General features: G+C 36.5%; 26 protein-coding genes. 20 read left to right on the top strand and 6 right to left on the bottom strand.

Annotated features, from left to right (window positions below; genetic code table 11):
- Positions 1-3 precede the first annotated feature (3 nt).
- The 4 genes from adhE to ACN6MT_RS26065 all read left to right on the top strand — a co-directional run bounded on the left by adhE (position 4) and on the right by ACN6MT_RS26065 (position 5,852).
- A complete protein-coding gene (gene adhE, locus ACN6MT_RS26080) occupies positions 4-2,604 on the top strand; it encodes a bifunctional acetaldehyde-CoA/alcohol dehydrogenase (RefSeq protein ID WP_419888651.1) in 2,601 nt (866 codons plus the stop codon).
- A 222-nt stretch (positions 2,605-2,826) separates the two neighbouring features.
- Positions 2,827-4,461 carry a long-chain-fatty-acid--CoA ligase gene (locus ACN6MT_RS26075; RefSeq protein ID WP_419888650.1) on the top strand — a complete coding sequence of 545 codons (1,635 nt, stop codon included), beginning with the start codon at positions 2,827-2,829 and terminating at the stop codon, positions 4,459-4,461.
- 104 nt (positions 4,462-4,565) lie between these two features.
- Positions 4,566-5,249 carry a hypothetical protein gene (locus tag ACN6MT_RS26070; RefSeq protein ID WP_419888649.1) on the top strand — a complete coding sequence of 228 codons (684 nt, stop codon included), beginning with the start codon at positions 4,566-4,568 and terminating at the stop codon, positions 5,247-5,249.
- A gap of 18 nt (positions 5,250-5,267) precedes the next feature.
- Complete coding sequence (locus ACN6MT_RS26065; protein ID WP_419888648.1) at positions 5,268-5,852, top strand: hypothetical protein; 585 nt, start codon at positions 5,268-5,270, stop codon at positions 5,850-5,852.
- Positions 5,853-5,903: 51 nt separating this feature from the next.
- Here ACN6MT_RS26065 and ACN6MT_RS26060 read toward each other — a convergent pair whose 3' ends face one another.
- Positions 5,904-6,686 (bottom strand): alpha/beta fold hydrolase, encoded by a 783-nt coding sequence (locus ACN6MT_RS26060; protein ID WP_419888647.1) that lies wholly within the window; start codon positions 6,684-6,686, stop codon positions 5,904-5,906.
- Between the two features lie 149 nt (positions 6,687-6,835).
- Between ACN6MT_RS26060 and phaQ the strand changes: the two genes are divergently transcribed.
- The 8 genes from phaQ to ACN6MT_RS26020 all read left to right on the top strand — a co-directional run bounded on the left by phaQ (position 6,836) and on the right by ACN6MT_RS26020 (position 12,649).
- Positions 6,836-7,273, top strand: a complete 438-nt coding sequence (phaQ, locus tag ACN6MT_RS26055; protein ID WP_179598122.1) for a poly-beta-hydroxybutyrate-responsive repressor — start codon at positions 6,836-6,838, stop codon at positions 7,271-7,273.
- Positions 7,254-7,868, top strand: coding sequence for a hypothetical protein (locus ACN6MT_RS26050; RefSeq protein WP_419888646.1), 615 nt, complete (start codon positions 7,254-7,256; stop codon positions 7,866-7,868). Before phaQ ends, ACN6MT_RS26050 begins: the two co-directional genes overlap by 20 nt.
- A gap of 267 nt (positions 7,869-8,135) precedes the next feature.
- Positions 8,136-9,302: a PcsB-like coiled-coil domain-containing protein gene (locus ACN6MT_RS26045; protein ID WP_419888645.1), complete on the top strand. Its 1,167-nt coding sequence runs from the start codon at positions 8,136-8,138 to the stop codon at positions 9,300-9,302.
- A 143-nt stretch (positions 9,303-9,445) separates the two neighbouring features.
- Positions 9,446-10,279, top strand: a complete 834-nt coding sequence (locus tag ACN6MT_RS26040) for an undecaprenyl-diphosphate phosphatase (RefSeq protein WP_063251493.1) — start codon at positions 9,446-9,448, stop codon at positions 10,277-10,279.
- Between the two features lie 311 nt (positions 10,280-10,590).
- Positions 10,591-11,811, top strand: a complete 1,221-nt coding sequence (locus ACN6MT_RS26035) for an ATP-grasp domain-containing protein (protein WP_419888644.1) — start codon at positions 10,591-10,593, stop codon at positions 11,809-11,811.
- Between the two features lie 23 nt (positions 11,812-11,834).
- A complete protein-coding gene (locus tag ACN6MT_RS26030; protein ID WP_063251495.1) occupies positions 11,835-12,257 on the top strand; it encodes a CotY/CotZ family spore coat protein in 423 nt (140 codons plus the stop codon).
- A gap of 126 nt (positions 12,258-12,383) precedes the next feature.
- Complete coding sequence (locus tag ACN6MT_RS26025; protein WP_082799364.1) at positions 12,384-12,491, top strand: YjcZ family sporulation protein; 108 nt, start codon at positions 12,384-12,386, stop codon at positions 12,489-12,491.
- 20 nt (positions 12,492-12,511) lie between these two features.
- The gene (locus tag ACN6MT_RS26020; RefSeq protein WP_283864295.1) at positions 12,512-12,649 is read left to right on the top strand and encodes a YjcZ family sporulation protein; all 138 of its coding nucleotides are present in this window, start codon (positions 12,512-12,514) and stop codon (positions 12,647-12,649) included.
- A 28-nt stretch (positions 12,650-12,677) separates the two neighbouring features.
- Here ACN6MT_RS26020 and ACN6MT_RS26015 read toward each other — a convergent pair whose 3' ends face one another.
- Both ACN6MT_RS26015 and ACN6MT_RS26010 read right to left on the bottom strand, forming a co-directional pair.
- Positions 12,678-13,100 carry a YkvA family protein gene (locus ACN6MT_RS26015; RefSeq protein ID WP_419888643.1) on the bottom strand — a complete coding sequence of 141 codons (423 nt, stop codon included), beginning with the start codon at positions 13,098-13,100 and terminating at the stop codon, positions 12,678-12,680.
- Positions 13,101-13,161: 61 nt separating this feature from the next.
- Positions 13,162-14,898 carry an AAA family ATPase gene (locus ACN6MT_RS26010; RefSeq protein WP_419888642.1) on the bottom strand — a complete coding sequence of 579 codons (1,737 nt, stop codon included), beginning with the start codon at positions 14,896-14,898 and terminating at the stop codon, positions 13,162-13,164.
- Positions 14,899-15,082: 184 nt separating this feature from the next.
- Between ACN6MT_RS26010 and ACN6MT_RS26005 the strand changes: the two genes are divergently transcribed.
- The 6 genes from ACN6MT_RS26005 to ACN6MT_RS25980 all read left to right on the top strand — a co-directional run bounded on the left by ACN6MT_RS26005 (position 15,083) and on the right by ACN6MT_RS25980 (position 21,427).
- A complete protein-coding gene (locus ACN6MT_RS26005) occupies positions 15,083-16,663 on the top strand; it encodes a peptide chain release factor 3 (protein ID WP_419888641.1) in 1,581 nt (526 codons plus the stop codon).
- A gap of 132 nt (positions 16,664-16,795) precedes the next feature.
- Positions 16,796-17,893 carry an SDR family oxidoreductase gene (locus tag ACN6MT_RS26000; RefSeq protein WP_419888640.1) on the top strand — a complete coding sequence of 366 codons (1,098 nt, stop codon included), beginning with the start codon at positions 16,796-16,798 and terminating at the stop codon, positions 17,891-17,893.
- Between the two features lie 110 nt (positions 17,894-18,003).
- Entirely contained in the window at positions 18,004-18,477 is a 474-nt protein-coding gene (locus ACN6MT_RS25995) for a hypothetical protein (RefSeq protein WP_419888639.1), read from the top strand.
- A gap of 112 nt (positions 18,478-18,589) precedes the next feature.
- On the top strand, positions 18,590-19,498 hold the full coding sequence (locus tag ACN6MT_RS25990; protein ID WP_419888638.1) for a DUF5667 domain-containing protein: 909 nt from the start codon (positions 18,590-18,592) through the stop codon (positions 19,496-19,498).
- Positions 19,499-19,628: 130 nt separating this feature from the next.
- A complete protein-coding gene (gene sigI / locus ACN6MT_RS25985) occupies positions 19,629-20,375 on the top strand; it encodes an RNA polymerase sigma factor SigI (RefSeq protein WP_419888637.1) in 747 nt (248 codons plus the stop codon).
- Between the two features lie 14 nt (positions 20,376-20,389).
- Positions 20,390-21,427 (top strand): anti-sigma factor domain-containing protein, encoded by a 1,038-nt coding sequence (locus tag ACN6MT_RS25980; protein ID WP_419888636.1) that lies wholly within the window; start codon positions 20,390-20,392, stop codon positions 21,425-21,427.
- A gap of 46 nt (positions 21,428-21,473) precedes the next feature.
- On the opposite strand, the gene ACN6MT_RS25975 is transcribed toward ACN6MT_RS25980, so the two are convergent.
- Both ACN6MT_RS25975 and ACN6MT_RS25970 read right to left on the bottom strand, forming a co-directional pair.
- Positions 21,474-21,671: an alpha/beta-type small acid-soluble spore protein gene (locus ACN6MT_RS25975; protein ID WP_090763659.1), complete on the bottom strand. Its 198-nt coding sequence runs from the start codon at positions 21,669-21,671 to the stop codon at positions 21,474-21,476.
- Between the two features lie 116 nt (positions 21,672-21,787).
- Positions 21,788-22,138, bottom strand: a complete 351-nt coding sequence (locus tag ACN6MT_RS25970; RefSeq protein WP_419888635.1) for a DUF3905 domain-containing protein — start codon at positions 22,136-22,138, stop codon at positions 21,788-21,790.
- Positions 22,139-22,265: 127 nt separating this feature from the next.
- Here ACN6MT_RS25970 and ACN6MT_RS25965 point away from each other — a divergent pair, with 127 nt between their 5' ends.
- Both ACN6MT_RS25965 and ACN6MT_RS25960 read left to right on the top strand, forming a co-directional pair.
- Complete coding sequence (locus tag ACN6MT_RS25965) at positions 22,266-22,427, top strand: hypothetical protein (RefSeq protein WP_169803640.1); 162 nt, start codon at positions 22,266-22,268, stop codon at positions 22,425-22,427.
- A complete protein-coding gene (locus tag ACN6MT_RS25960) occupies positions 22,427-22,561 on the top strand; it encodes a hypothetical protein (protein ID WP_268875047.1) in 135 nt (44 codons plus the stop codon). Before ACN6MT_RS25965 ends, ACN6MT_RS25960 begins: the two co-directional genes overlap by 1 nt.
- 24 nt (positions 22,562-22,585) lie before the next feature.
- Here the strand turns inward: ACN6MT_RS25960 and ACN6MT_RS25955 are convergent, their stop codons facing one another.
- Positions 22,586-24,328, bottom strand: a complete 1,743-nt coding sequence (locus ACN6MT_RS25955) for a B12-binding domain-containing radical SAM protein (RefSeq protein ID WP_419888634.1) — start codon at positions 24,326-24,328, stop codon at positions 22,586-22,588.
- Between the last annotated feature and the right edge of the window lie 58 nt (positions 24,329-24,386).

The raw sequence follows: 24,386 nt of genomic DNA, 5'->3' as shown, positions 1-24,386 counted from the left end.
TCTATGGCAGTTAAAGAATTAGTTGTACAAGAAAAACAAAATGTAGCGGCAATGATTGAGATTCTGGCTAACAATTCCGCTAAAGCCTTAGCTGAGTTTCGTTGTTACAATCAGAAAATGGTGGATGAGATCGTTAAGCAAATGGCCTATACAGCACTCAATCATCACAAAGACTTAGCAAAGCTAGCGGTGGAAGAAACAAGAAGAGGGGTCTATGAAGATAAAGTTTTCAAAAATATGTTTGCAACAGAGTATATCTACAACAATATAAGAGATCTAAAAACAGTCGGAGTCATTCGTGAAAACGAGCACGAAGGCATGGTAGAGATGGCTGAGCCAGTGGGAGTAATAGCTGGGGTTATTCCTATTACGAATCCAACATCCACGGTTATTTTTAAATCATTAATATCGCTTAAGACAAGAAATCCAATTATCTTTGCCTTTCCGAAATATGCTCAAAGGTGTTGTGTCGAAACAGCACAACTTCTCAGAGAAGCAGCCGTAAAGGCTGGGGCACCAGAGAATTGTATACAATGGATTGATGTTCCATCTCATGACGCGTTTCAACTCTTAATGAAGCATCCGAAGATTTCACTTATTTTAGCTACGGGGGGACCAAATTTAGTAAAAGCAGCTTATAGCTCAGGTAAACCCGCTCTTGGTGTTGGTGCGGGCAATGTTCCTTGTTATATTGAAAAGACTGCAAAAATCAAACGTGCCGTAAATGACATCATTCTTTCTAAAACGTTTGATAACGGTATGATTTGTGCCTCCGAACAGGCACTTATTATCGATCATGAGATATTTGAAGAGGTAAAAAGGGAAATGATCGAAAATCAGTGTTATTTCTTAAATAATGAAGAAAAACAATTGATTGAAAAAGCAGTAATAGACGAAAAAAGTGCTTCTTTAAATCCTATGATTGTCGGATTGCCTGCACATCTGATTGCAAAGATGGCAGGTGTCAATGTTCCTTTAGATACGAAAATACTAGTGGCTGAGTTAAAAGGAGTTGGTCCAAAATTCCCATTATCCTGTGAAAAGTTAAGCCCTATACTCGCCTGTTATAAAGTGAATAGTTTAGCTGAAGGGCTGCTTGTTGCTGAAGAAACACTTGAATATGGGGGGCTTGGACACTCAGCTGCTATTCATACAGCTGACCAGAATGTGATTGATACCTTTGCCCTTCGAATGAAAGCTGGAAGAATTATGGTTAATACACCATCGACACACGGTGCAATTGGTGATATCTATAACACATCTTTGCCGTCTTTAACGATTGGTTGCGGAACCTATGGTGGGAACTCTGTGTCTCAGAATGTAGGAGCAGAAAATTTACTAAACATTAAGAAGGTGGCAAAAAGGAGAAACATGACTCAATGGTTTAAAGTTCCATCACAAGTATTTTTTGAAAGGAATTCGATTCAGGTGCTTGCTGGCATTCCTGGAATCTCCAAAGTGTTTGTCGTAACGAGTGCTAGTCAAATGAAAAATGGCTCTATTGAAAAAGTGCTTTATCAATTAGACAAAAATCCCAGTCCTATCCAATATGAAGTTTTATATGATATTGAACCTGAGCCAGACATTGAAAGTGTAAAGAATGGAGCAGAAAGGATGCAAAAATTCCAGCCTGACTGTCTCATTGCACTTGGGGGCGGCTCGGTAATGGATGCTGCCAAAGCAATGTGGCTGTTCTATGAACATCCAGACGCTGATTTTAACAGCTTAAAGCAAAAATTTTTTGACCCTAGTAAACGTGTGGTTAAATTTCCTGCGCTTCGTAGCAAAGCAATCTTTGTTGCTATTCCGACCACTTCTGGCACAGGTTCTGAAGTAACTTCCTTTTCAGTGATTTCAGATAAAAAGTCAAATATAAAGTATCCGTTGGCTGACTTTCAATTAACACCAGATTTAGCAATTGTTGATCCGCAGCTTGTCATGACCGTCCCTAAGCATGTTACCGCAGATACTGGGATGGATGTTTTAACACATGCAATAGAATCATATGTTTCAGTATTAGCAAATGATTTTACAGATGGGTTAGCATTGAAAGCAATACAGTTAGTATTTGAATATTTACCTCGGGCTTATCGAGATGGTAATGATGAACTTGCAAGGGAAAAAATGCACAACGCCTCTACGATTGCAGGAATGGCTTTTGCTAACTCATTTTTAGGAATTAATCATAGCTTGGCCCATGCACTAGGTGCAGAATTTAATATTGCACATGGTCGTGCGAATGCCATTTTGTTACCTCACGTTATTCGTTACAATGCAGCAAAACCGAATAAATTCATGACATACCCTAAATATGAACACTTTATTGCTGATCAGCGCTATGCTGAGATTGCAAGAATGCTAGGTTTGTCTGCTGAAACATCCGAAGCAGGCGTAGAGAGTTTAATACAAGCGGTTATCAACCTAATGAAACAATTAGAATTGCCAATGAGCATTGAAGATACAGGGATAAGTCAGAATGAATTTGATAAAAAATTAAATATCCTTGCTGAACATGCCTTTGATGACCAAGATACGATTGCCAATCCCAAGCAGCCACTTGTAACAGAACTGGTCAATATCTATCGGCAGGCATTTAAAGGTTAGTTGAGCTGCAGATTCGAAAATTCTGTGAACAAGAATGAAAATATCGACAAAAACCATCAATCCTCTTCCTATGCCTTACCTCTATCAAGCATTTGATACTATATTTTATAGTTTGAATTGTGAATTTGTGGAAAATTGTCGATTTGACTGCGTTTACAAATTGCTTTTTTAAAACAATAATTTAAGTGGTTGAAAACTTGATAGGAAATGGGAGGAGATTGTATGGTTTATTCACAAAAGCCATGGTTAAAATTTTATGATCCAAGAATTAGTAAGGATGTTTCAGTAAACTACGATTCTTTATACGATCTTTTGAACCAGGCAGCTATAATCCACGGTGACAAACCCGCTCTTACTTTTTATGAAAGATCTTGGAGCTACAAAGAAACGAGAGCAATTTCAGAATTTCTAGCTGCTTCACTGTACCGTATCGGGTTTCAAAAGGGCGATAGACTGGGAATCATGCTTCCTAACTGTCCGCATTATATTTTTAGCTTATTTGCAGTCTTCCGGTTGGGGGGGATTGCGGTTCAAGTGAATCCAATGTACGTAGAAAGGGAAATTGAATATGCCTTAAATGACTCTGAAGCTGACTATATGGTAGTTTTCGAAGCATTTTATCAAACGGTAAAGGAAGTTCAAACGAGAACTTCATTGAAAAAAATTATCGTCGTGGGATTTGGGGGAAAAAGAATTAATCTTGCAGATGGTGATATTTATTTTGATGATTTTCTAACACATGATAACGTGATTCCTGAAATTCCGATTAATATAGAACAAGATGTAGCTATTTTGCAATATACAGGTGGTACCACAGGTATCTCCAAAGGCGTCATGCTCACCCACCATAACCTTCTGGCTAATATTATTCAAGTCTGTGATTTTACTTATAATGCAGTTGATGAGAAACCAGAAAATTTTAAGATTATCAGTGTACTGCCAATGTTTCATGTCTATGGACTGTCATGCAATGCACTTTCAGCTATCAGAATTGGGTGTAATCAATTAATTCTTCCTCGTTTTGATGTGAATGAATTACTAGAGCTAATCAATCGGGAAAAGCCATTCCAGCTGACGGCGGTACCCACTATGATATTTGCATTAAATAGTCACCCGCTATTGGAAAATAGCTCGATTAAAGATATTTACTATTTAAGCAGCGGTGGAGCTCCACTGCCTGTTGAACAGGTAAAAATTTTTGAAAAACGAGTAGGCATTAGACTTGCAGACGGGTACGGGCTTTCGGAAACAGCACCGTCTGCTATTTCTACCCCACCATTTCTTCCACGTAAACTAGGCAGTGTGGGCATTCCTTTACCGGGTACAGAAGCAAGAATTGTAAAGGAGACAGAAGATGGATATGTAAATGTGCCGGTTGGCGAAGCTGGTGAATTAATTCTTCGCGGGCCTCAGGTTATGAAGGGCTACTGGAAACGTCCTAGTGAAACGCAAATGGTCATAAGAGACGGCTGGCTCTTTACAGGGGATATCGCCAAAATGGATGAGGATGGCTATTTCTATATCTTAGATCGGAAAAAAGATATGATTATTGCAAGCGGATACAATGTTTACCCGCGTGAAATTGAGGAAATTATCTATCAACATGAAGCCGTAGAAGAGGCCGTAGTCGTTGGAATACCTGATTCTTATCGAGGAGAAACAGTGAAGGCTTTCGTAAAATTAAAAATTGGTGCTACTATTACCCCTGAGCAATTAATAGACTATTCAAGGAAATTTCTTGCTGCTTATAAGGTGCCGAAAGAAATTGAGGTTCTATCCGAACTTCCTAAATCATCTGTCGGAAAGCTGTTAAGAAGAATGCTGCGACAAGAAGAGAATGAAAAGGTTCATTCATAAATAAGCCGCTTATAATAAACTTCGTAGAAAACATCAAGAATCCTTCTAAGAATACATCACGTATTTTCCCTACCTATAAAAGATAAAAAGGAGTAATGAGTGTAATGACTGAAAGAAAAGAAGAATCACCAAAAACGACTAAAAGAAGACGAAATGCAGAGGAAAATACCACTGTTGATAATAATATCAAAGAAGTGGAACTTTCTGAACCTGCAGAATCAAAGAAACAAGAACAGTTTTCAAGCTTGGACATTCTTTGGGAGAATGCTTTTAATGAGTTAGATCAATGGGCAAAGCACGGGGATTTTCGTGATGAGGTGTTTTTGAAAGAAGCAAGGTGTTTCGCTGAAAGTATTAGACGAAATCAAGCGAATATTAAATCAGCCAGGGAGCAGTTCAATAAAGAATTCGCAAATTGGGAGCGTATAGCAAGAGAGGAATTCTTAATGTCAACAACAGTTCTTCAGCATGTATTTCCAAAAAGATCGTATGAAGATATTAATCAGCAAATTGACCAAATTCAAAAAAAGACCGCCGCCATTTTAAGTTCTCCATTACAAATGGTCGATAGTTATAAAATGATGGATCAATATTTTGAAATGATTGAACAATATATTGCGGTCAGGAAGAATGGACGGAAGCAATATATTAAAACATTAAAGCAAGCAGGAAGCCTAATCTATGAGAGTCAAAAAGGGTTTGTTGGACTTCTTAGCGGTCAATTAAAATCATTTATGTTCCCTTTATATAAATATATGGAAAAAGAGGAAGAAGTCACAAAATCATAACTTTGAGGATGATGAAGAATGTCAAAAGAAAAAATGTATGACCCATACGGAGGAATTAAACAAATTAGTGAAATGTGGGCTGGTATTATGAATATACCAACCAAAAAGGATGTTGCGAATGTTGCTAATCTATCGATTCAAGCAGAGGGAAGGTTCGATATTTTAGAGGGGAAAATGCTGAAATTACAGGACAGTCTTGGGGCATTAAATAAAGAAAACCTGGAATTATTTCAAGAAATGATTAAGCTGGTTAAACAAATGCAGGTTGAGTTTCAAAAAACTATCCAAGAAGTAACTGAACTGAACCAAATAAAGGATGATTTCCAGGAATTACGTAAAGATCTTGTCGACATAAAAATTATTCAAGTCCACCTACGTGATATAAAGGAGGAACTTGAGGAAATAAAAGATTCACAAAAGAAAATGATGAGAATGAATATTCTTGATGAGGAGAAAACTATTCTTTCCAATTTACAGGAAATTAAACATGGATTAGGTCAATTTGCAGAAATTAAAAGTGAAATAGCTTCCTTAAAGGGGCTTGCGGTTAGAGATATCCCAAAAGGAAAGACAAAAGAAAAGGAATTCGTTACAACCGTTTAAGTGAAACCATGTTATAAGCGGGAAGGACCCCATCCTTCCCACTTACTTAATTTAGGCAGCAGCCTTATGCCGGTTTAAGAACTTTCTTAGCAGAAGATTAAACCGGTTTGTTGCTTCTAATTTTGCTAAATGCCCAGAGTTTCTAATAATGATAAATTCTGAATGTGGTATCAGCTTGTGCATACAGTATTGAATCCAAACTGGTAAAACGGAGTCATATTGACATCCAATAATAAGAGTTGGGACCTTAATTCTTGGTAATAAGGAAATATTATTAACTTGGAAACATGCATTTAACGATTTTAAAAAAATGTGGCGCTTCGGCTGGAAATAACGTTTGAAATAATCCATATTTTCCTTTGACCAAGAATATAGGCTCATATGAGCAGCTGTTTCTTTTACAGCGTCCTCTGTTGCTGCGACACCTAACCTCACTTTCTTAAATTTGAATAACGGTTTTCTGAGTTTTTTAGGGAAATAGTGGAAAGTACTAATCAACATAAGAGAGCGAACAAGGTGGGGGGCTTGACGATAAATTTCTTGGGCTACGGCTCCGCCCATCGATAAACCTAAAATGTGAGCGTTTTCAACTTTTAACTCCTCTAATAAAGTAATAACATCTGAAGCGAAATTTGGAATAGTTATCCCTTCCGCTTTGGTACATTCACCATGCCCGCGTAAATCAGGAATAATTAGTTCGTACTGATCAGCCAATTCAAATTGTGACTGCCATCCTTCCTTTACTTCACCTAGGCCATGGATTAGAACTAGAGGTTCACCATTTCCAAAATGTAAATAAGGCATCCCCAACATACTAACTTTTGATTTTTTCAATTTGAACACCACCTTCATTTGATAATTACTTTATTACCAAGTTACGAACCTAGTAAACGTGATGTTACACCATATAATAACATGTATTAGTGAAGTTGACAAAATATTACTCATAGGTGTAAAATACATATAGGTGAGGTGATATAGAAATGGTAAATCAAGACAATCAGTCTGTCAATCCTTCAAAAAATTTTGTTCTGCCATTTATTCTATTGCTTCTTAGCAGAATGTCTCTTCACGGATATGAGCTAAGCCAGAAATTACAAGGATTTGGTTTTAAAACGATTGACCAGGGTAATCTCTACAGACTGTTACGACAGCTGGAAAAGGAAGAGCTAGTATCATCTGAGTGGGATACAAACGGCAGTGGACCTGCTAAAAGAAGATATTCCATTACTAAAGCTGGTATTACATACTTAAAAGGCTATGCCAATCAACTAGAATCGTACCAATCGATGCTAGACCAATTCTTCAAAATGTATTCAAGTTTCCTTGAGCTCTATATTCCTTCATTTCAAAAGAGGGATCCGATAGAGAAAGTAAACAGTAAAAAGAGGAGGAAGGACGATGGCACAGAAAAAGAATGAAAATATCCAAGCAGTTGAAGAAAAGATGATTCCTGCAGCAGAAGAACCTAAAAAAGAAGGTTTATTTGTAGATACACTCTGGAATCAGTATGAACAATCACTTGAACGGGCAAGACAACTGCGGGAAAACCGTGAAGATGCATATGTGAACGCACTAAGAGAAGTCATCAAGTTTAACAAACAATATAGAAAAACAATAGCTAATCTTTTCGAACAGACTAAAAAAACAAATAAAGAAGTAGTCTCTGGTTTCATGGAGCAAATGAATGCACGCAGGGAACAACTTATCAAGGACGAAGAACGAATCGAAGCAGAAATGATGAATGAACGGGTAGAACTTAAAGAGCAACTTAAAGAGGTATCTCATCAATTAGAAAACCTTGCTCTTACTCCCATCAAATCTGTCTTCCACATTATTGATCAGTTAGAGGATAATTTTGAAAAGAGCACAGAGGCGAACATTGCTTATGGCCGCGAACGTCGAAATGCTTGGCAGCAGGTCACTAATGAGTATGTTAAAATGGCTAGAAATACTCATAAAGAAATCGTCGATCGTGGAAAAAATAGCGTCAAAGAGCTTCTAAAAGCAAAGTAAAAATACATTAAAAAACATTTACAGACCATCATTGGTCTGTTTTTTCTTGTTATTCTTTGAACATTGTATGTGGAAATATCTTGCAACATAAATTTAATATTACTATTATAAAATTGACAACATTTCATGCTATACTTCTACTTGCAATTAAAATAGGAAATAAGTGGGTATAAAGAATTATTTTTGGTGTTTTGGTAGACTGCTTAATTGTACATAGAAAACCAAAAATTATTGCTATTTGCGATGAGGGAAGCAGGGGAATAAAATTTGAAAAAGAAGATTATGGCATTATGTACAATAATCACGTTTGGAAGCCCAACTGTATTACTTCAAGTAGAAGCAGAAGAAAATCATAACCAGCAAATAATTGACGAGCAACGGACAAAAATTCAATTAGAAATCTTAAAAGGTAATATTGAGCTTAACCAAGTAAAAGCTGAAATTAAAAGAATTAATGATCAAATCAAGCGAGTAGAGCAAGCGATTAATGATAATAATCAAATCATTCTTGAAACAGAGAACAAAATAAGTGATTCACAATTAGAGATACAGAAATTGGAGGCTGAGGTCGCAGGACTGAACGAAAAAGTAAACAAGCGTAATGAGATATTAAAAAAACGCGCATTGGCTTTTCAAGAAACGGGTGGAAAGGTAAATTATCTTGATGTTTTACTTGGGTCCTCAAGTTTTAAGGATTTTGTCGATCGAGTTGGTGCGGTAGCTTCATTTGTTGAGGCAGACCAAAATATTATAACTCAACATGAAGCTGATAAAGAGGAAATGAAAAAGAAGCAAACCCAAGTAGAAAGTAAATTATTAGAGCTTCAGCATATGATAGTTGAATTAGAAGGTATGCAAACGCAAATTTTAGAGCAGCAGCAACAAAATGAATGGTTAAGTGCAGAAGCAAAGAAAAAAGAGCAAATCACACTAGTCGAACAGGCTGGTTTCATGCAACAGGATTCTGCACTTGTATCTATGTATGATGTAACCGACATACAGCCAGTTCAAATCTGGAATGAATCTTTATTGTTAACAAACGAAAAGGTAAAAAACCTAATTACCCTTGGATTAAAGTATGTAGGAAATTCAGTTTATGTATTTGGCGGGGGCCGGAACGAATATGATATTGCAAATGGAAGATTTGATTGCTCAGCATTTGTAAGTTGGGCGTTTACCCAGGTTGACATCAAAATAGGAGCAAGTACTGAGGTTTTAAAAAATACTGGAACACCTGTTAGTGTAGAAGAAATGATTCCTGGAGACCTTGTATTTTTTGATACATATAAAAAAGATGGCCATGTCGGTATTTATCTCGGTGCTGGAAAATTCTTGGGTTCACAAAGTTCAACAGGTGTTGCAATAGCTGATATGAAAGATGGTTATTGGTTTGAGACATTCAATGGGCGTGTGAATCGCATAATTTCACAATAAGGGAGCGAGGCGGAAGAGCCTCGCTTCCTTACTATGAAAAAAAGTATTTGCTTATGGCAATGGTTATTGAGTACAATTAATAGGTTATTCCATATCCTTAAAATTTAAATTAAAAGAAATAGTTAGGAGTAGTTACATTAACCATGGACTTATTATTAATTATCAAAGCTATTATTTTAGGTTTCGTAGAGGGTCTAACTGAATTTGCTCCGGTATCATCGACCGGTCATATGATCATCGTAGATGATATGTGGCTTCGATCAGAAGAATTCTTGGGGAAATATGGAGCGAATACTTTTAAAGTAGTAATTCAACTAGGTTCTATTTTAGCTGTTGTCGTGACCTTCAAAGATAGGTTTATTGACCTCTTAGGAATGGGACGGATAAAAAATAAGCTGTCTGGACAAAGTGGTGGTCGTTTAAAATTAACTCAAGTAATCGTTGGATTAATTCCGGCTGGAATCTTTGGCGTTCTTTTTGAAGATTATATTGATGAGCATTTATTTTCAACTGAAACAGTTTTAATTGGTTTAGTGATTGGTGCAGTATTCATGATTATTGCAGATCGCTTTGGTCCCAAGATACCTAAGGTTGAAACCGTTGACCAAATAACATATAAACAAGCGATTACGATTGGTCTCATTCAATGTTTTTCATTATGGCCAGGGTTCTCTCGTTCCGGCTCAACTATTTCAGGCGGTGTTTTAATCGGTTTGAGTCATCGGGCGGCTGCCGATTTTACGTTTATTATGGCAGTACCTATTATGGCAGGTGCCAGTTTTCTTTCCTTACTTAAAAATTGGCAGTATATCACAATCGATGCGCTTCCATTTTTTATTGCTGGATTCTTTAGTGCCTTTGTTTTTGCTTTAATCTCCATCCGCTTTTTCTTAAAACTAATCGATAAAATTAAGCTAGTTCCCTTTGCGATATATCGAATTCTGTTAGCATTAATTATTTTTCTTGTTTACATTTAAATTCCTAAAAGGCAGGAGTCAATTTGCGTCTTTCTGTCACAAAAAACCAACAACGATAAGTTGTTGGTTTTTTGTTGGATTAAACAGGATATGCTTATTGAATGTTAAGGCCATACCTTGTGGGGATGGCCATTTATGTAAACACTTGTCCATAATTTTTTTTGCAGGCATCTGTCACACTTTAAATTAATTGGTCAAATAACTGTCTGTACATAATGAACATGCCTACACCAACAATTGGAAAAAGAATATTTTATTGTAACAGGAAAACTAGCACAAAAGGTGAGGCCATTTTTAAGTAGGTGCAAAAGATGAATTCAATTGTTTTCTTAGGTACAAATAAAACAGGATCGAGCTATGAAGGAATTAAAGCAGCAAAAAGACTAGGCTACGAAACAATTCTGTTAACAAATCGAACCATATTTGTTGAAGAAAGGGAGGATTATCAGGAGATTGATGATGTACGCCTATTAAATATGTCAGATACAGATGAAATACTTTCTGCAATCACTGACATCATTGAAGAGGGGAAAAAGATTGTTTGTTTTATTAGTTTTTTAGATGAATATATTTATTTAGCAGCACTGCTTACTAATTCTCTTTGCCATACACTTCTAACATTAGAACCGTTAGAACTTATGACTGACAAAATTTTAACAAGAAGGTATTTAGCAGGGAAAGATTATAACCCGTTTTATCAGGTTCTTGGTTCAATCGAAAATGCCGACTATGTGATGGAGGAGTTAAAAGACCAATTTCCGCTAATTATTAAATCCCCTCAATCCAATGGTTCAAAGGATGTCATACTGGTCGAAAATGTTTGGGAATGTATGAAGGGTGTGAAACAACTTCACCGTAAAAACTCTAAATCAAAAATATTAGTGGAGGAGTATTTGGAGGGACCACAATATTTGATTGAAATTGTTGTCTATCAATCCACCATCATGGTTGCAGCGATTGTAGAGCAGGAAGTAACAAAGGGTGAACGTTTTATTATCACAGGTTATTCTATTTGTCCTGAGTTGCACTTAGAACAACTGCCAGGGCTAAAGGAGACGGTCCTTTCAATTATAGAGGATTTTCAGATAAGAAATGGTACTTGCCATTTAGAAATGAAATTAACAAATAAAGGCTGGAAGCTAATTGAGATTAATCCGAGGATGGCTGGGGGAGCTATGAATCGGATGATTGAAGAAGCGTTTGGTTATAACCTAGCTGAACAGACAATAAGATTGTTCTCAGGATTAGAACCAGATTTAAGGAAAAAACACAATAAGGCCATTTATACACATTATTTGATTGTTGGAACAGTTGGAAAGTTACTTAAAGTATCAGGTTGTGATTCTGCCAAAGAACAAACCGGTGTAGTAGAGGTGAGCATGAAAGCTGAATATGGTCAACTTGTTATACCGCCTCGCTCCATGGGACAACGATATGGATATGTAATTGCTTCAGCTGATTCAAAGGATCGAGCTAGAGAATGTGCTCTGAATGGTGCAAAGCAAATTCAATTTTATTTACAGCCTGTTTAGAATATTTGAAAGGAGGTTTGGTTATGGGGGAAGAACATAAGGTTGTATGTATATGTAAGGATCTGCAGCAACTATTAGAAGAACAAAAAAATTTATCCTTTGAAGATTTTCGTTTTATATGTGACGATTTTGGATATGACACGATTCCGTTTATCCTTTCAACAGGGAAGTGCCAATTTGAGGCTTTTGGATGGAATAATAATGGTAACTTTTTTACAACAAATGTATTTCGATTAGAAGCAATAGATGTTAGGAAATGCTGCGCAACAGTATCACTACTTGAGCCTGTAGATATAGACGGTTATCCAGTGGATTTATGTGACCATGTATTTTCATTAAGAACAACCTCGAATTGTTTAGTTATAGACCTAACCTGTTTTAAATCAATACAGCCGCTCTCACCTAGATTAGTGAATAGGCTCCTACCTATAGTGGAACCAAAATGATTCAGAAGCCCAATTAGATTGGGCTTATTCTTTTTTTCGAAAAGTGATTTATTTGGATATGTGTCTATCGCACATTTTTATAGATTTGAATAGGATATATGGAATTCAAAAAAGGAGGTAATGTAAATGTCTGGTTCACATGGCGGGTACGGCGCAGGCTTTGCTCTTCTAGTTGTATTGTTCATTTTGTTAATTATTATTGGGGCTTCTTGGGGCCGAGGATACTACTATTAATTTAAAAAGGGGGTTATAATATGCCATTTGGATATGGATACGGTGGATGTGGCTTTGGAGGTTATGGTTACGGAGGCTGTGGATTTGGCGGCGGCTTTGCGTTAATCGTCGTTTTATTTATCCTTTTAATTATCGTAGGTGCAGCTTGCTTTAGATAAAAATATTTGGATAATAAGGCCCTCTTGACTAGTCAAGAGGGCTTTTTACTAGTGATGAAAATGAATCATTTTGTCTCCACTTTTTAAATTCACTGATTTCGGCAGATAATTTTTTTAACGTAAAGCTGATAACAGCGGCATCATCAAGGATTCCTAAGCCAACAAGAAAGTCAGGGACCACATCTAAAGGAGAAACGAAATATAGGATTGCCCCAATAATGGTTAAGATAGTAGCAGGAGCAACATTTTTATATTCGCCTTTAGAATATGCTTGGACTAAATCAAAAAATAATTGCAGCTTTTCCCAAGCATCACCTAAAGTGCCTTTATTATTTTTCGCCTTGAGTATTGCCTTTTTCAGTAAGCCTTCAGTTTTTTTGGGATTGTCGATGTACCCCTTTGCATTTTGCCGATGTCTTTTTGCCTCATAATCAATTTTTGAGTCCAACATTTGCATACACATCCCTACGTAGAATACATAAAGTTAGTGTACCTCAAAATATCCATTTCATTTATGCAGAAACATCATTACTTTTTACTGTAGTCTTTCTCCAAACAATTACTTCAACCTCAAAGCCTTCAAGTGTTTCTTTTTTTAATAAACAATCAACTAATTGCTGGTATTGAATCTGATGACTTTTTATTAGATTCTCTGCTTTTTCTAAACCTTTTTTAAACAGTTCTTGCATTTTTTCTTCTTTGTCCTGTTTGTTAAAAGTAAGGGTAAACCCTTCCTGCAGCATACCCGTATCGACCATTTGTTCGATAATTTGCTTTGCCTGCTGTACATCTCCACTAACACCTATGCTATGTTCACCAAGCAGCATTCTCTCGGCAACACCACCGGCTAGCACCATTGCGACCCGGTCTAGTAAATCACTTGTTGTTGATAAATGAAGCTCTTTGGGAATAGGTGCCACATAACCCAGTGCCTCACCACGTGGGATAATGGTCGCTTTTCTAACAGATCCTGGCTTCGTTAATGAAGCTACTATGGCATGCCCTGCTTCATGAATGGCCACACGGCGCTTCGTATCAAAATCCTGTAAAGACCGTGAAGTACTTCCTAATATCGTCCGGTCAAGAGCATAATCAAGATCGCCTTTAGTAAGTACATCCTGCCGATTTCGTACTGCCCTTCTGCTGGCTGTTTCAAATAATGATTGCAGCTCTGCTCCTGAAAAACCGGAAGTACTTTCAGCTAAATCATCTAAAGAGTCTGTAACGTCATTACTAAGTGCCTTCCCTTTTGTATGAATATCGATAATTTCTCTTCTCCCTTTTGTATCAGGAAGGGGAATATGAAACGTGAAGTCAATTCTACCCGGCCTTAGGAATGCTTCGTCAAGCATATCTTTTCTGTTCGTGGCGGCGATAAATAATATTCCATCATTGGAATGCCCTCCATCGAGCTGAACCAGGAGTTCGGTTAATGTTTTTTCTGCTTCTTCACCGCCATGGGCTTTTCTTCTGCCGGCCAAGGCATCTACTTCATCAATAAAGATTACTGCTGGACCTTGTTTTCTTGCAGTCTGGAATAAAGAGCGAACCCTGCTGGCCCCAACTCCTACAAATAACTCATTAAAAGCCGATCCGCTGGCTGAATAGAAAGCCGCATCTAATTCACGGGCAATCGCCTGAGCTAATAAAGTTTTTCCAGTGCCTGGAGGTCCATACAATAGGATTCCTTTAGGTGGTTTAATCCCCATTTTAAGAGCCCTTTCCGGCTCTTTCAGTGTTGAAAGTGTCTGGATAATTTCTTCCTTCATTTCATCACCAATCCCACCAACATCCTCTAAACTAATGGACGGAAGCGGTCGTGCTTGTGAAACACTATTCTTCATAGAATTTGATAACCCAAGCCCACCTTTTGTTTTTTGAAGTACAATAGCAGTTCCAACAAGTGCCAGTATTATACCGGCCATGATCCACTTTCCAAAACGACTGTTATTAGAAAAAGAATAATTAATATTATAATTCTCAACGAGTTTGTCAATCATTTGACTATTCGGCGGAACGTGTGATTCATATTTAAAACCGTCCACTGTAAGTTTAATGCTGCCGTCAGAGTGTTCAGTCAGTGCTACTGGTTTCCCATTTTGTTTTTGAATGGTTTCTTCAACTGAGGAGAAAGGAATTTCAATTTCTTTATTGGTTGTTTGGAAAAACCAAGTAACTCCACCAAGTATTATTAGTAACGCTGCGATGAGCGGAATAATCTTTGAAACTAGTTTTTTACTTTGATTCAATTCAGTCATCTCCTTAATCAGAGTCTAATTCTATTATAAAAGAAAAATGATAAAAGACGATGTGGGAATGGGTGGAAATAGATTTCCAGTTGGAATGTATTAAAGGATTGCAAATTTCACCCCGTACATATAAGATTAAGGGTACGAGAAAAATTTTTGGATTGTCAAAAGAGAGGAATTAGAAATGGGTAACAATTTTAAAGAAGAAGTATTATCGCGTAGAACATTTGCGATTATTTCTCACCCGGATGCCGGGAAAACAACACTTACGGAAAAATTATTATTATTTGGCGGAGCGATTCGCGACGCTGGTACGGTCAAAGCAAAAAAAACAGGTAAGTTTGCAACGAGTGACTGGATGGAAATTGAAAAACAACGGGGGATTTCTGTTACGTCAAGCGTTATGCAATTTGATTATAATGACTTTCGTGTTAATATTTTGGACACTCCCGGACACCAGGATTTTAGTGAAGATACGTATCGTACTTTAATGGCCGTTGATAGTGCTGTTATGATCATCGATTCTGCAAAAGGGATTGAGGAACAAACATTAAAACTATTTAAAGTCTGCCGCATGCGTGGAATTCCAATCTTTACTTTTATTAATAAGCTAGATCGACAAGGAAAAGCGCCATTAGAGCTTCTGGCTGAATTAGAAGAGGTACTTGGAATTGAGTCTTATCCAATGAACTGGCCAATTGGGATGGGTAAAGAGTTCCTCGGGATTTACGACCGTTATTACAAGCGAATCGAACAATTTAGAGTAAATGAAGAAGATCGTTTTATTTCATTAAATAGCGATGGAGAAATAGAAGGTGACCATCCTTTAAAGGCTTCTGGTTTGTATGACCAAACGCTTGAAGAGATTATGCTGTTAAACGAAGCTGGGAATGATTTCACTGCTGAAAAAGTAGCGGATGGTAAAATTACCCCGGTATTCTTTGGCAGTGCACTAACGACTTTCGGTGTCCAAACCTTCCTAGAGACATATCTGCAATTTGCTCCAGCACCAATGGCTCGTAATTCATCGATAGGTGAAATCAATCCGCTTGGTGAGCAATTTTCGGGATTTGTTTTCAAAATTCAAGCAAACATGAACCCTGCCCATCGTGACCGGATTGCCTTTGTTCGTATTTGTTCTGGTAAATTTGAACGAGGAATGACTGTAAATATTCCTCGCTTAGGTAAACAAATAAAACTCTCCCAGTCCACTTCTTTTATGGCTGAAGAAAGAAATACAGTGGATGAGGCGGTTAGCGGGGACATTATTGGTCTTTATGATACAGGTACTTATCAAATTGGGGATACAATTACTTCCGGTAAAGACAATTTTCAATTTGAAAGACTGCCGCAATTCACACCTGAGCTTTTTGTTAGGGTTTCTGCAAAGAATGTAATGAAACAAAAATCATTTTATAAAGGAATTCAGCAACTTGTTCAAGAGGGTGCTATCCAGCTCTATAAAACAGTAAAAACAGATGATTACTTATTAGGTGCGGTTGGACAATTACAATTTGAGGTTTTTGAACATCGGATGAGAAATGAATACAATGCTGAGGTATTGATGGAACGTATAGGTTCTAAAATTGGCAGATGGATAGAAGGGGAAGTCGTGGATGAAAATCTCTCGAGTTCTAGAAGTTTGCTTGTAAAGGACCGCTTTGATCATTATGTCTTCTTATTTGAAAATGATTTTGCACTTCGTTGGTTCCAAGAAAAGAATCCAGAAGTTAAGCTTTATAACCCTATGGACCAGGACGAGTAAAAGACGGGATATTACCCGTCTTTTTTTATATTAAAAATACAGAAAATTCAGATAAATTTCTTGACTATTATTTTCAAAACAACTTACAATGAGTACAAATGTCAACTTAACATATTCTGGGAGGTAATAGAAATGGATTATAACTATTTTTTTACAGGATTTCCGGGTTTTATCTGCAATCAATTAATTCGGGAAGTTTTAAAAAGGAATGAAAGGAAAGGAATTATTTACGTATTAGTTCTTCAAGGCATGATGGATAAAGCAAGGAAAGAACGACATGCTATTATTACAGAATTAGGTCTAAAGGATGATTCTTTTATCCTTATAGAAGGGGATATCACCCAGCCCTCACTCATGATTTCTGAAGATAACCTTGTTATTCTAAACAAAAGGGTAACCCACGTTTTTCATCTTGCGGCTATTTATGATTTGGCAGTACCAAGAGATATTGCTTTAAGAATTAATGTGAATGGGACTAATAATGTGAATGAGTGGGTGCGAGGGCTTACTCGCTTAAAACGTTATGTCTATTTTAGTACGGCATATGTTGTGGGAAAACGAGAGGGAAATCTTTTAGAGACTGAACTTATTCGTCCTGCAAGTTTCAAAAATCATTATGAAGAAACAAAATATGAGGCGGAAGTCTTGGTTGAAAATTTAAAAGAAGAAGTCCCGATTACAATTATTCGTCCTGGGATTGTTAAAGGTCATTCACAAACAGGAGAAACGATAAAATTTGATGGTCCATACTTTATGATGAATTTTTTGGAGAGATTAAAATACCTCCCACTCCTCCCAAAATTGGGAAAGGGCGAAGCTTATGTTAATTTGGTCCCAATTGACTATATCATAGCAGCCACAGTATATCTCAGCTTTTTAGAAAATGGTGTCGGTAAGACATATCATTTGACTGATCCTCGTCCCTACCGTGCATCAGAAATATACACCTTTTTGATGGAGGAATTACTGAACAAGAAACCAATAGGCACACTCCCAATATCAGTTGGCAAATGGTTTCTTTCTATAAAGCCAATGAGAAAGTATCTGGGGGTTGAAAAAGAAGCACTGGATTATTTTACGTGGATGGGTCATTTTGATTGTACACAGGCAGTCCATGACTTAAAGGGGTCAGGAATAAAGTGCCCTGATTTTAAGGATGGTATCAAGTCAATGACTGCTTTTTACTTAAAACAAAAGGATAATCCAAACTATCAAATACCCATTTTATGAATTTAACATAAAGATACTATTCAAAAATATTTCTTATATACCTCGTTTATTCAGACGTTTACTGGTAAAACTAAATTGGAAGTAACTTACAGTAGAAACGAGATAGAGAAATGAAAAAAATGAGTAAATTAGAAGCGGTTTTATGGAGTATAGCCTTTCCGGGATTCAGCCAGCTATTAAGTGGTCAGTACATTAAAGGTATTTTCTTTGTAATTTTAGAATTTATGATAAATGTGAATAGTCATTTTAATCGTGCGATTATGTACAGCTTCTTAGGTGAAATTAATAAAGCTGAATCCGTAATTAATTACCAGTGGCTAATGTTTTATCCATGTGTTTATATGTTTGCAATGTGGGATGGTTATCGATCAGCAATGCCGAATGAGGAAAAGTACTCTTATTTACCTTTTGTATTTTCCGCTTATTTTGTCACGGTAGGATTAATGATTTCACCAAAGTTCACGATTTTTAATGTTCATCCAGGCCCTGTTTTTTTACCAATGTCATTTGTCATTCCGGGGGTACTCACTGGTTTCTTGATAAAATGGATTTTACAAATTCGGGAAAAGAAGCTTCAAAGCTGACACAGTTTTGAAGCTTTTTTATGGAAATTTTTAATGTGCCCCCATAAACCGCTTTTAATATAACGTAAATCTTTAGTGTTAGTGGCCGTTCAAAAATATTGAGGTGAACAAGTTGAAAAAGCAGACCAATCCATTAAAAAAAATTTCAAAAGGTGCTATCGCAATAATTGTTACAAGTGCAGTTGTATTTCCGGCTACAAATGTTTTTGCTGATGAAACGACCAGCGAGCCACCAATAATAAATCTCGGAGCAGATTCTAGCTCTAGTGATAAAGAACAAACACCTTTACTATTACCAGGGGATTTCTTTTATTTTTCGAAGTTATTATTAGAAAAAATTCATCTTGCTCTTACTTTTGATGATATAAAAGAAACAAAATTAATGGCTGAATATGCAGGGGAACGACTTGCAGAGGCTGAAGCCTTGTTTACTGAGGGTAATGAAGAAGAGGCAGTAGAAACGATGAAAATAGCAATGGACCATATAGACAAAGCAGAAGAACATGTCACCTATGTTGAGGAAGAGGCTTCTGAGGAAATAGTAGTAGATGAATTAAAGAAAGCACAGGATGCAGTTTCACAAAATATTATCGCTCTCACTGTTGCAATGGAAAAGGTGAAAAATCCAGTTGCCAAAGCTGCATTGCAAAAGAATATTGAAAAAAGCTATGCAAAGCTTGCCAAGAAAATGGAAAAGCAGGAAAAGAAACAACAACAAAAGAACTCTGAGTATCAGAATGAAGAATCAGCAGCTACTTCTGAACTTGACCCAAGCATGGAAACCACTTCTCCTAAAAGAGAAGAAGAAATAACACCTGAGGTTTCCTCGCCAGTAACCACACAACCAGCAATGAAGGAGATTCAACAAACAGCAGTACAAGAGACAAAATCAGCCAAACAAGAACTTCAACCACAAAGGATTGAAGCAAGAGAAGCAGTTAAAGAAAAAAAGGAAGAAATGAAGCAAGCAGCAAGAGAATGGAAGCAACACAGTAAAAGAAATAACGATAAAGGAAATTAATAGAAACATAGCAACAATAAACAGGAAAACATAGCCTATCTTGGTGCATTTTTTTTTCAGTTTGCTATTACCTCCAAAAAATCCAATTTGTCAGCCTTATGGTATAATTGGTTCTTAGAGAGGTGAGGCAATGCTAGGTTTATTGTTTTTAACCAAAAATAAAAAGCGTACTTTAGAAGAGTCGGTCCGATTAATTCAACAAGGCGACCACTTTTTACTTAATGAAATTATAGAGGCTTATAAGCCATTTATTGCAAAAAACGTATCTTCCGTATGTAAACGATATATTTATGATACCGACGATGAATTTAGTATTGGTCTAATTGCATTTAATGAAGCAATTGAAAAATATTCAGCCGAGAAGGGCAGTTCCCTGCTTAGTTTTGCTGAAGTGATTATAAAACGAAGGGTAATTGATTATATTCGGAAGCAAACAAAAGACCAGCATGTTAGTATTGATTTAACTTATTCTTCCATTGAGGAAGAATCAGCAGGCATGGTTATTGTAAACGAGCTGTCAATTGAGGAATATAAGAAAAAGTCGGACGAAGAAATTAGGAAAGAAGAAATAATCCAATTTCAGACATTATTAACATCATTTGATTTAAGCTTCAGCGATTTAGTTGAGAATTCACCAAAGCATGCTGATGCAAGAGAGAACGCCATTAAAGTCGCAAAGCTATTAGTTGAAAATAGGGAATTAAGGGACGCTTTATTTGAGAAAAAGCGTCTTCCTATAAAGCAGCTAGAAAAAATGGTGAATGTCAGTAGAAAGACGATTGAACGGAACCGGAAATATATTATTGCAATTTCACTTATATTATCGAGTGACTATGTTTATTTAAATGATTATTTAAAGGGGGTGCTAGAGACATGAGAAGGGGAGTTGTAATGGAAGTTAATGATCCTTATGTAACATTTTTAACTTCTGAAGGAGAGTTCTTGCGTGCCCGTAAAATGGATAGGGTCTATTCCATAGGTGAGGAAATAGATTTTTTCCCTGTTACAGATTATTTACAAAGCACACCAACAGCATCTTTTAAAAACTTTTTTACTTTAAAAAAAGGTTGGATAGCGTTGGCTGTTCTGTTAATAAGTGTAGGCTCTTTTATACCAGTTTATCAAAGTAACAAAGCATATGCTTATATGTCGATTGATACTAGCACTAGTATTGAAATGGGATTAAATAAAGATATGCAGGTAGTTGAATTAAAGGGATTTAATAAAGAAGCAGAAAAAATTATTTCTAAACTAGATTGGAAAAAGATGGACGTTTCTGAGTTGACTACCATGATATTGACAGAATTAAAAGAAGATGGTTATATCACACAAGCTGAGCCAGTCTTAATTTCAACAGTTAAAACGGATGAGTTAAAAGAGAATGGATTAGTGAAACTTGAGGAAAATATCAAGCAAATTAAAGAAAAAGTTGATAAAAATATTATAGAAGTAGATATGTATACAAGTACTCAAGAAGAAGTAGAAAAAGCTCAAGACTCAGGTGTTCCAGTCGGGCTCTATCATAAAAATAAAAATAATACTGCAAAAGATAAGAAATCGCAGGAAAAAGTTAAGCGGACCAAAGTGGAAAAAGTGAACCAAACAGATATGACTCCATCTGAGTCTTCATCTCCTACAGCACTGCCCCCTGGCCAGCAAATGAAACAAGAACAAGATAACAATCATTCAAATAACAATCATTCAAATAACAATCAGCAGGTATACCAAAACCAAAGTGAAAATATCCCAAATAATCAACCAATCCCAGCAGAGCAAGGTAATGGAAAGCAGGCTGCACCTGGTTTAAACAAAGATGGAAATGACAAACATGAACAAAATCAAGGGAATCATAGAGAGACAAACAAACAAGATAACCAGCAACACAATAAGCCGCCTAAAACAAATAAACAAGAGAAGAATAGCAAATAAAAAGTCCGGCAAAATGCCGGACTTTTTCCATGTTTATTCAGTTGTATTATTGTTGCTGTCCTGCCATTTGAGCCTGAGCTTGTTTTACTAATCTTTTCGTAATTTCGCCGCCAACAGAACCATTTGCACGGGACACTGTATCAGACCCTAAATTTACTCCAAACTCTTGGGCAATTTCATATTTTACCTGATCAAGGTATTGCTCTATTCCTGGAACTAATAATTTATTGCTGCTGTTAGCCATTTTTGTCAACTCCTTAAATATCTCTACAGAGATTTTTTCTCTGTAATTGTATTATGATTCAAATATTTATTTTCATAAGTGGAAATGTTTTGCGAATATGGAACGTTATAAATTAATCAATCGGTACCCTTGCTAACATCAATAGTGTGGTGCATAAAGGGATAGGCTTTGGGTTTCTTTTTACTCTCAAGCAATTCCCGATTTTCCGCAGTATTCCAGCCGATATCGTTTGTCGGGTGTACCCACTCCTCCCCTGCCATAATTTCAGGGTCAGTGTCTTCGGTCCAATTTTCCAACGGTGAGTCTGGGGAAGAATAGTTACTGTCACCAATTACCACCCCATGTTCATTCACAAATGGGGGCTTCATTTTAATTCCTGTACCCTCAAAACTTGGGGCATTAATTTGATGCGGCATTGTCTCATTGATTGTTACTTTTTCATCGGTTTTTTTAAGTTCTTTGGTCATTTTCCTCACTCCTATTTTTCTTTATTTTTAGCTGGAAGGGCAAATTTATTTATGAAAAATAAGGAAGTGATTGATTTTCTGCTTTTGTAAAAACTAATCATGTAACATAAAAAGGGAGGCTGATAATATGGCTAAACGAAAAGCAGAACATGATGCTGTAAATAAATATTCCAAAACTCCTCATAAGAATGTGCAGGAAAGTGAATTTTCCGCAGAATATGCAGGGACAGAAGATGCCATTAAGGTTCAAAACCGTAATTCCAAGCTTGGAAAAAAAGGAAGAAGTTAATGAAAGATAAAAAAAGTCTCCAAAACACACGAGAAGAATTCAGCATTGAATTTGGCGACGTTAATGGTATAAAGCTTTATGAAGTACTCCAAACAAGGGACACCAATAAAAAGTCTTCCAAAAAAGAAAAATAAGCCGGCAGAATTGCCGGCTATTTTTTAAACTCTAAAAGGAAATATAATCGTTCCTTTATTGGACGGGTCAAAATAAGATAATAAATAAGAAGGCTCTTTTACAATCTGACCTGATGTTAAGTAAGTGGACAGGTTAAAAGACATTTCTTCAATCATCGTATGCTTGTATAAATCTTTCTCATCAAGAGTCAGTTCCAAATAAGAATGTCCTAGAAGCGATGGATTTTCAATTATTTGCTTATATAGTTCTGTTCTGGTCTGTTTATTTGAACTTTGTTCCCACCAAGGTTTGCGCGGTTTATACTTATGATTAATTAAATAATCATATTTCATCAGCCCGGCGATAATGTCAATGTCGCTTGCCGTTTTTGATTCTAGAAACGAAAATAATCTTCGAAATAAATCTTCTAATTGATGACCAATTCTGGACCATCCTTGCTCATCCCAATAGGTCCCGAACTCTTGGAAAAAGTCAAAAGGGGAAGGAAACACATTTGTAACTAGATATTCAATCGTATGATTCATTCGATGGTCATTCCAATATTTTTCTAGAACATCCTCCACCTGTTTAATTCTGAGAATATCATGAAATGGCAGAACATTATTCCCCAAAATTTCATAAGGCGATTGATCCATATAAATATAATCATGGTCTTCAGCACGAAGTCTAAGTCCAGTCCCTCTTAACATTTTTAAAAATCCTAACTGCAGTTCTTCTGGCCGGAGTTCAAAGACATCATTAAATGTTTTCCGAAAGGAGGAATAATCTTCCTCTGGAAGACCAGCAATTAAATCAAGATGCTGGTCAATTTTTCCGCCATCTTTCACCAAGGTGACCGTTCGCGTTAGTTTCTCAAAATTTTGTTTACGCATGACAAGCTCATTCGTATAATCATTAGTTGATTGTACCCCGATTTCAAAACGAAACAGCCCAGTAGGTGCTTCTTTATTTAAGAATTCGATAACTTCAGGTCTCATGATGTCTGCGGTAATCTCAAATTGAAAAACTGTTCCTGGCAGATGCTCATCTATTAGGAAACGGAACATTTCCATCGCATAGCTTCTGCTAATATTAAAAGTACGATCCACAAATTTAATCGTCTTTGCCCCGTTGTCCATTAAATATCGTATATCATTCTTAATTTTCTCTCTGTCAAAATAGCGTACTCCGACTTCAATGGAAGATAGACAAAATTGACAGCTAAATGGACATCCTCTGCTTGTCTCGATATACGTGACACGCTTTCCTAAATGAGCTGTATCTTCAGGAAATCGGTATGGAGAAGGAAGTTCTTTTAGGTCTAGTTTATTCATCTGAGTGGTGACCCTTACCTGTCCATTTTCACGGTAGGCGATTCCGGGAACATTTCTGTACTGTCCTTCTCCAGTCATTTCAGTTAACAACTGTTTAAATGAATGTTCTCCTTCTCCGATAATAATAAAGTCAACACCTGGAAGTTTTTCCATCCATTCTACCGTATCGTAAGTCACTTCAGGACCGCCTAAAACAATTTGGATAGAAGGATCGATTTTTTTCAGCATAGTGACTACTTTAATTGTTTCTTCAATGTTCCAAATGTAACAGCTAAACCCAATGACAGTTGGTTTTTGCTGATAGAGGTCAGAGACAATATTCATAGCGGGATCTTTTATTGTATATTCCTTCAGCTGGATATTGAATTCCGGAGCTGCGTAAGCCTTTAAATAACGGATTGCTAAATTTGTATGAATATATTTAGCATTTAAGGTACTACAAATAACGTTCATCGTAAAACTCCTTCAACAAAATAAAAACAATAGTATATTATACCCCATTTTTGAAAAA

The sequence above is a fragment of the Neobacillus niacini genome, from assembly GCF_048572935.1.
GTDB classification, from domain to species: domain Bacteria; phylum Bacillota; class Bacilli; order Bacillales; family Cytobacillaceae; genus Neobacillus; species Neobacillus niacini.
Note: the sequence above shows the minus strand (reverse complement) of the source record. Positions and strands in the feature narration are given on the sequence as shown.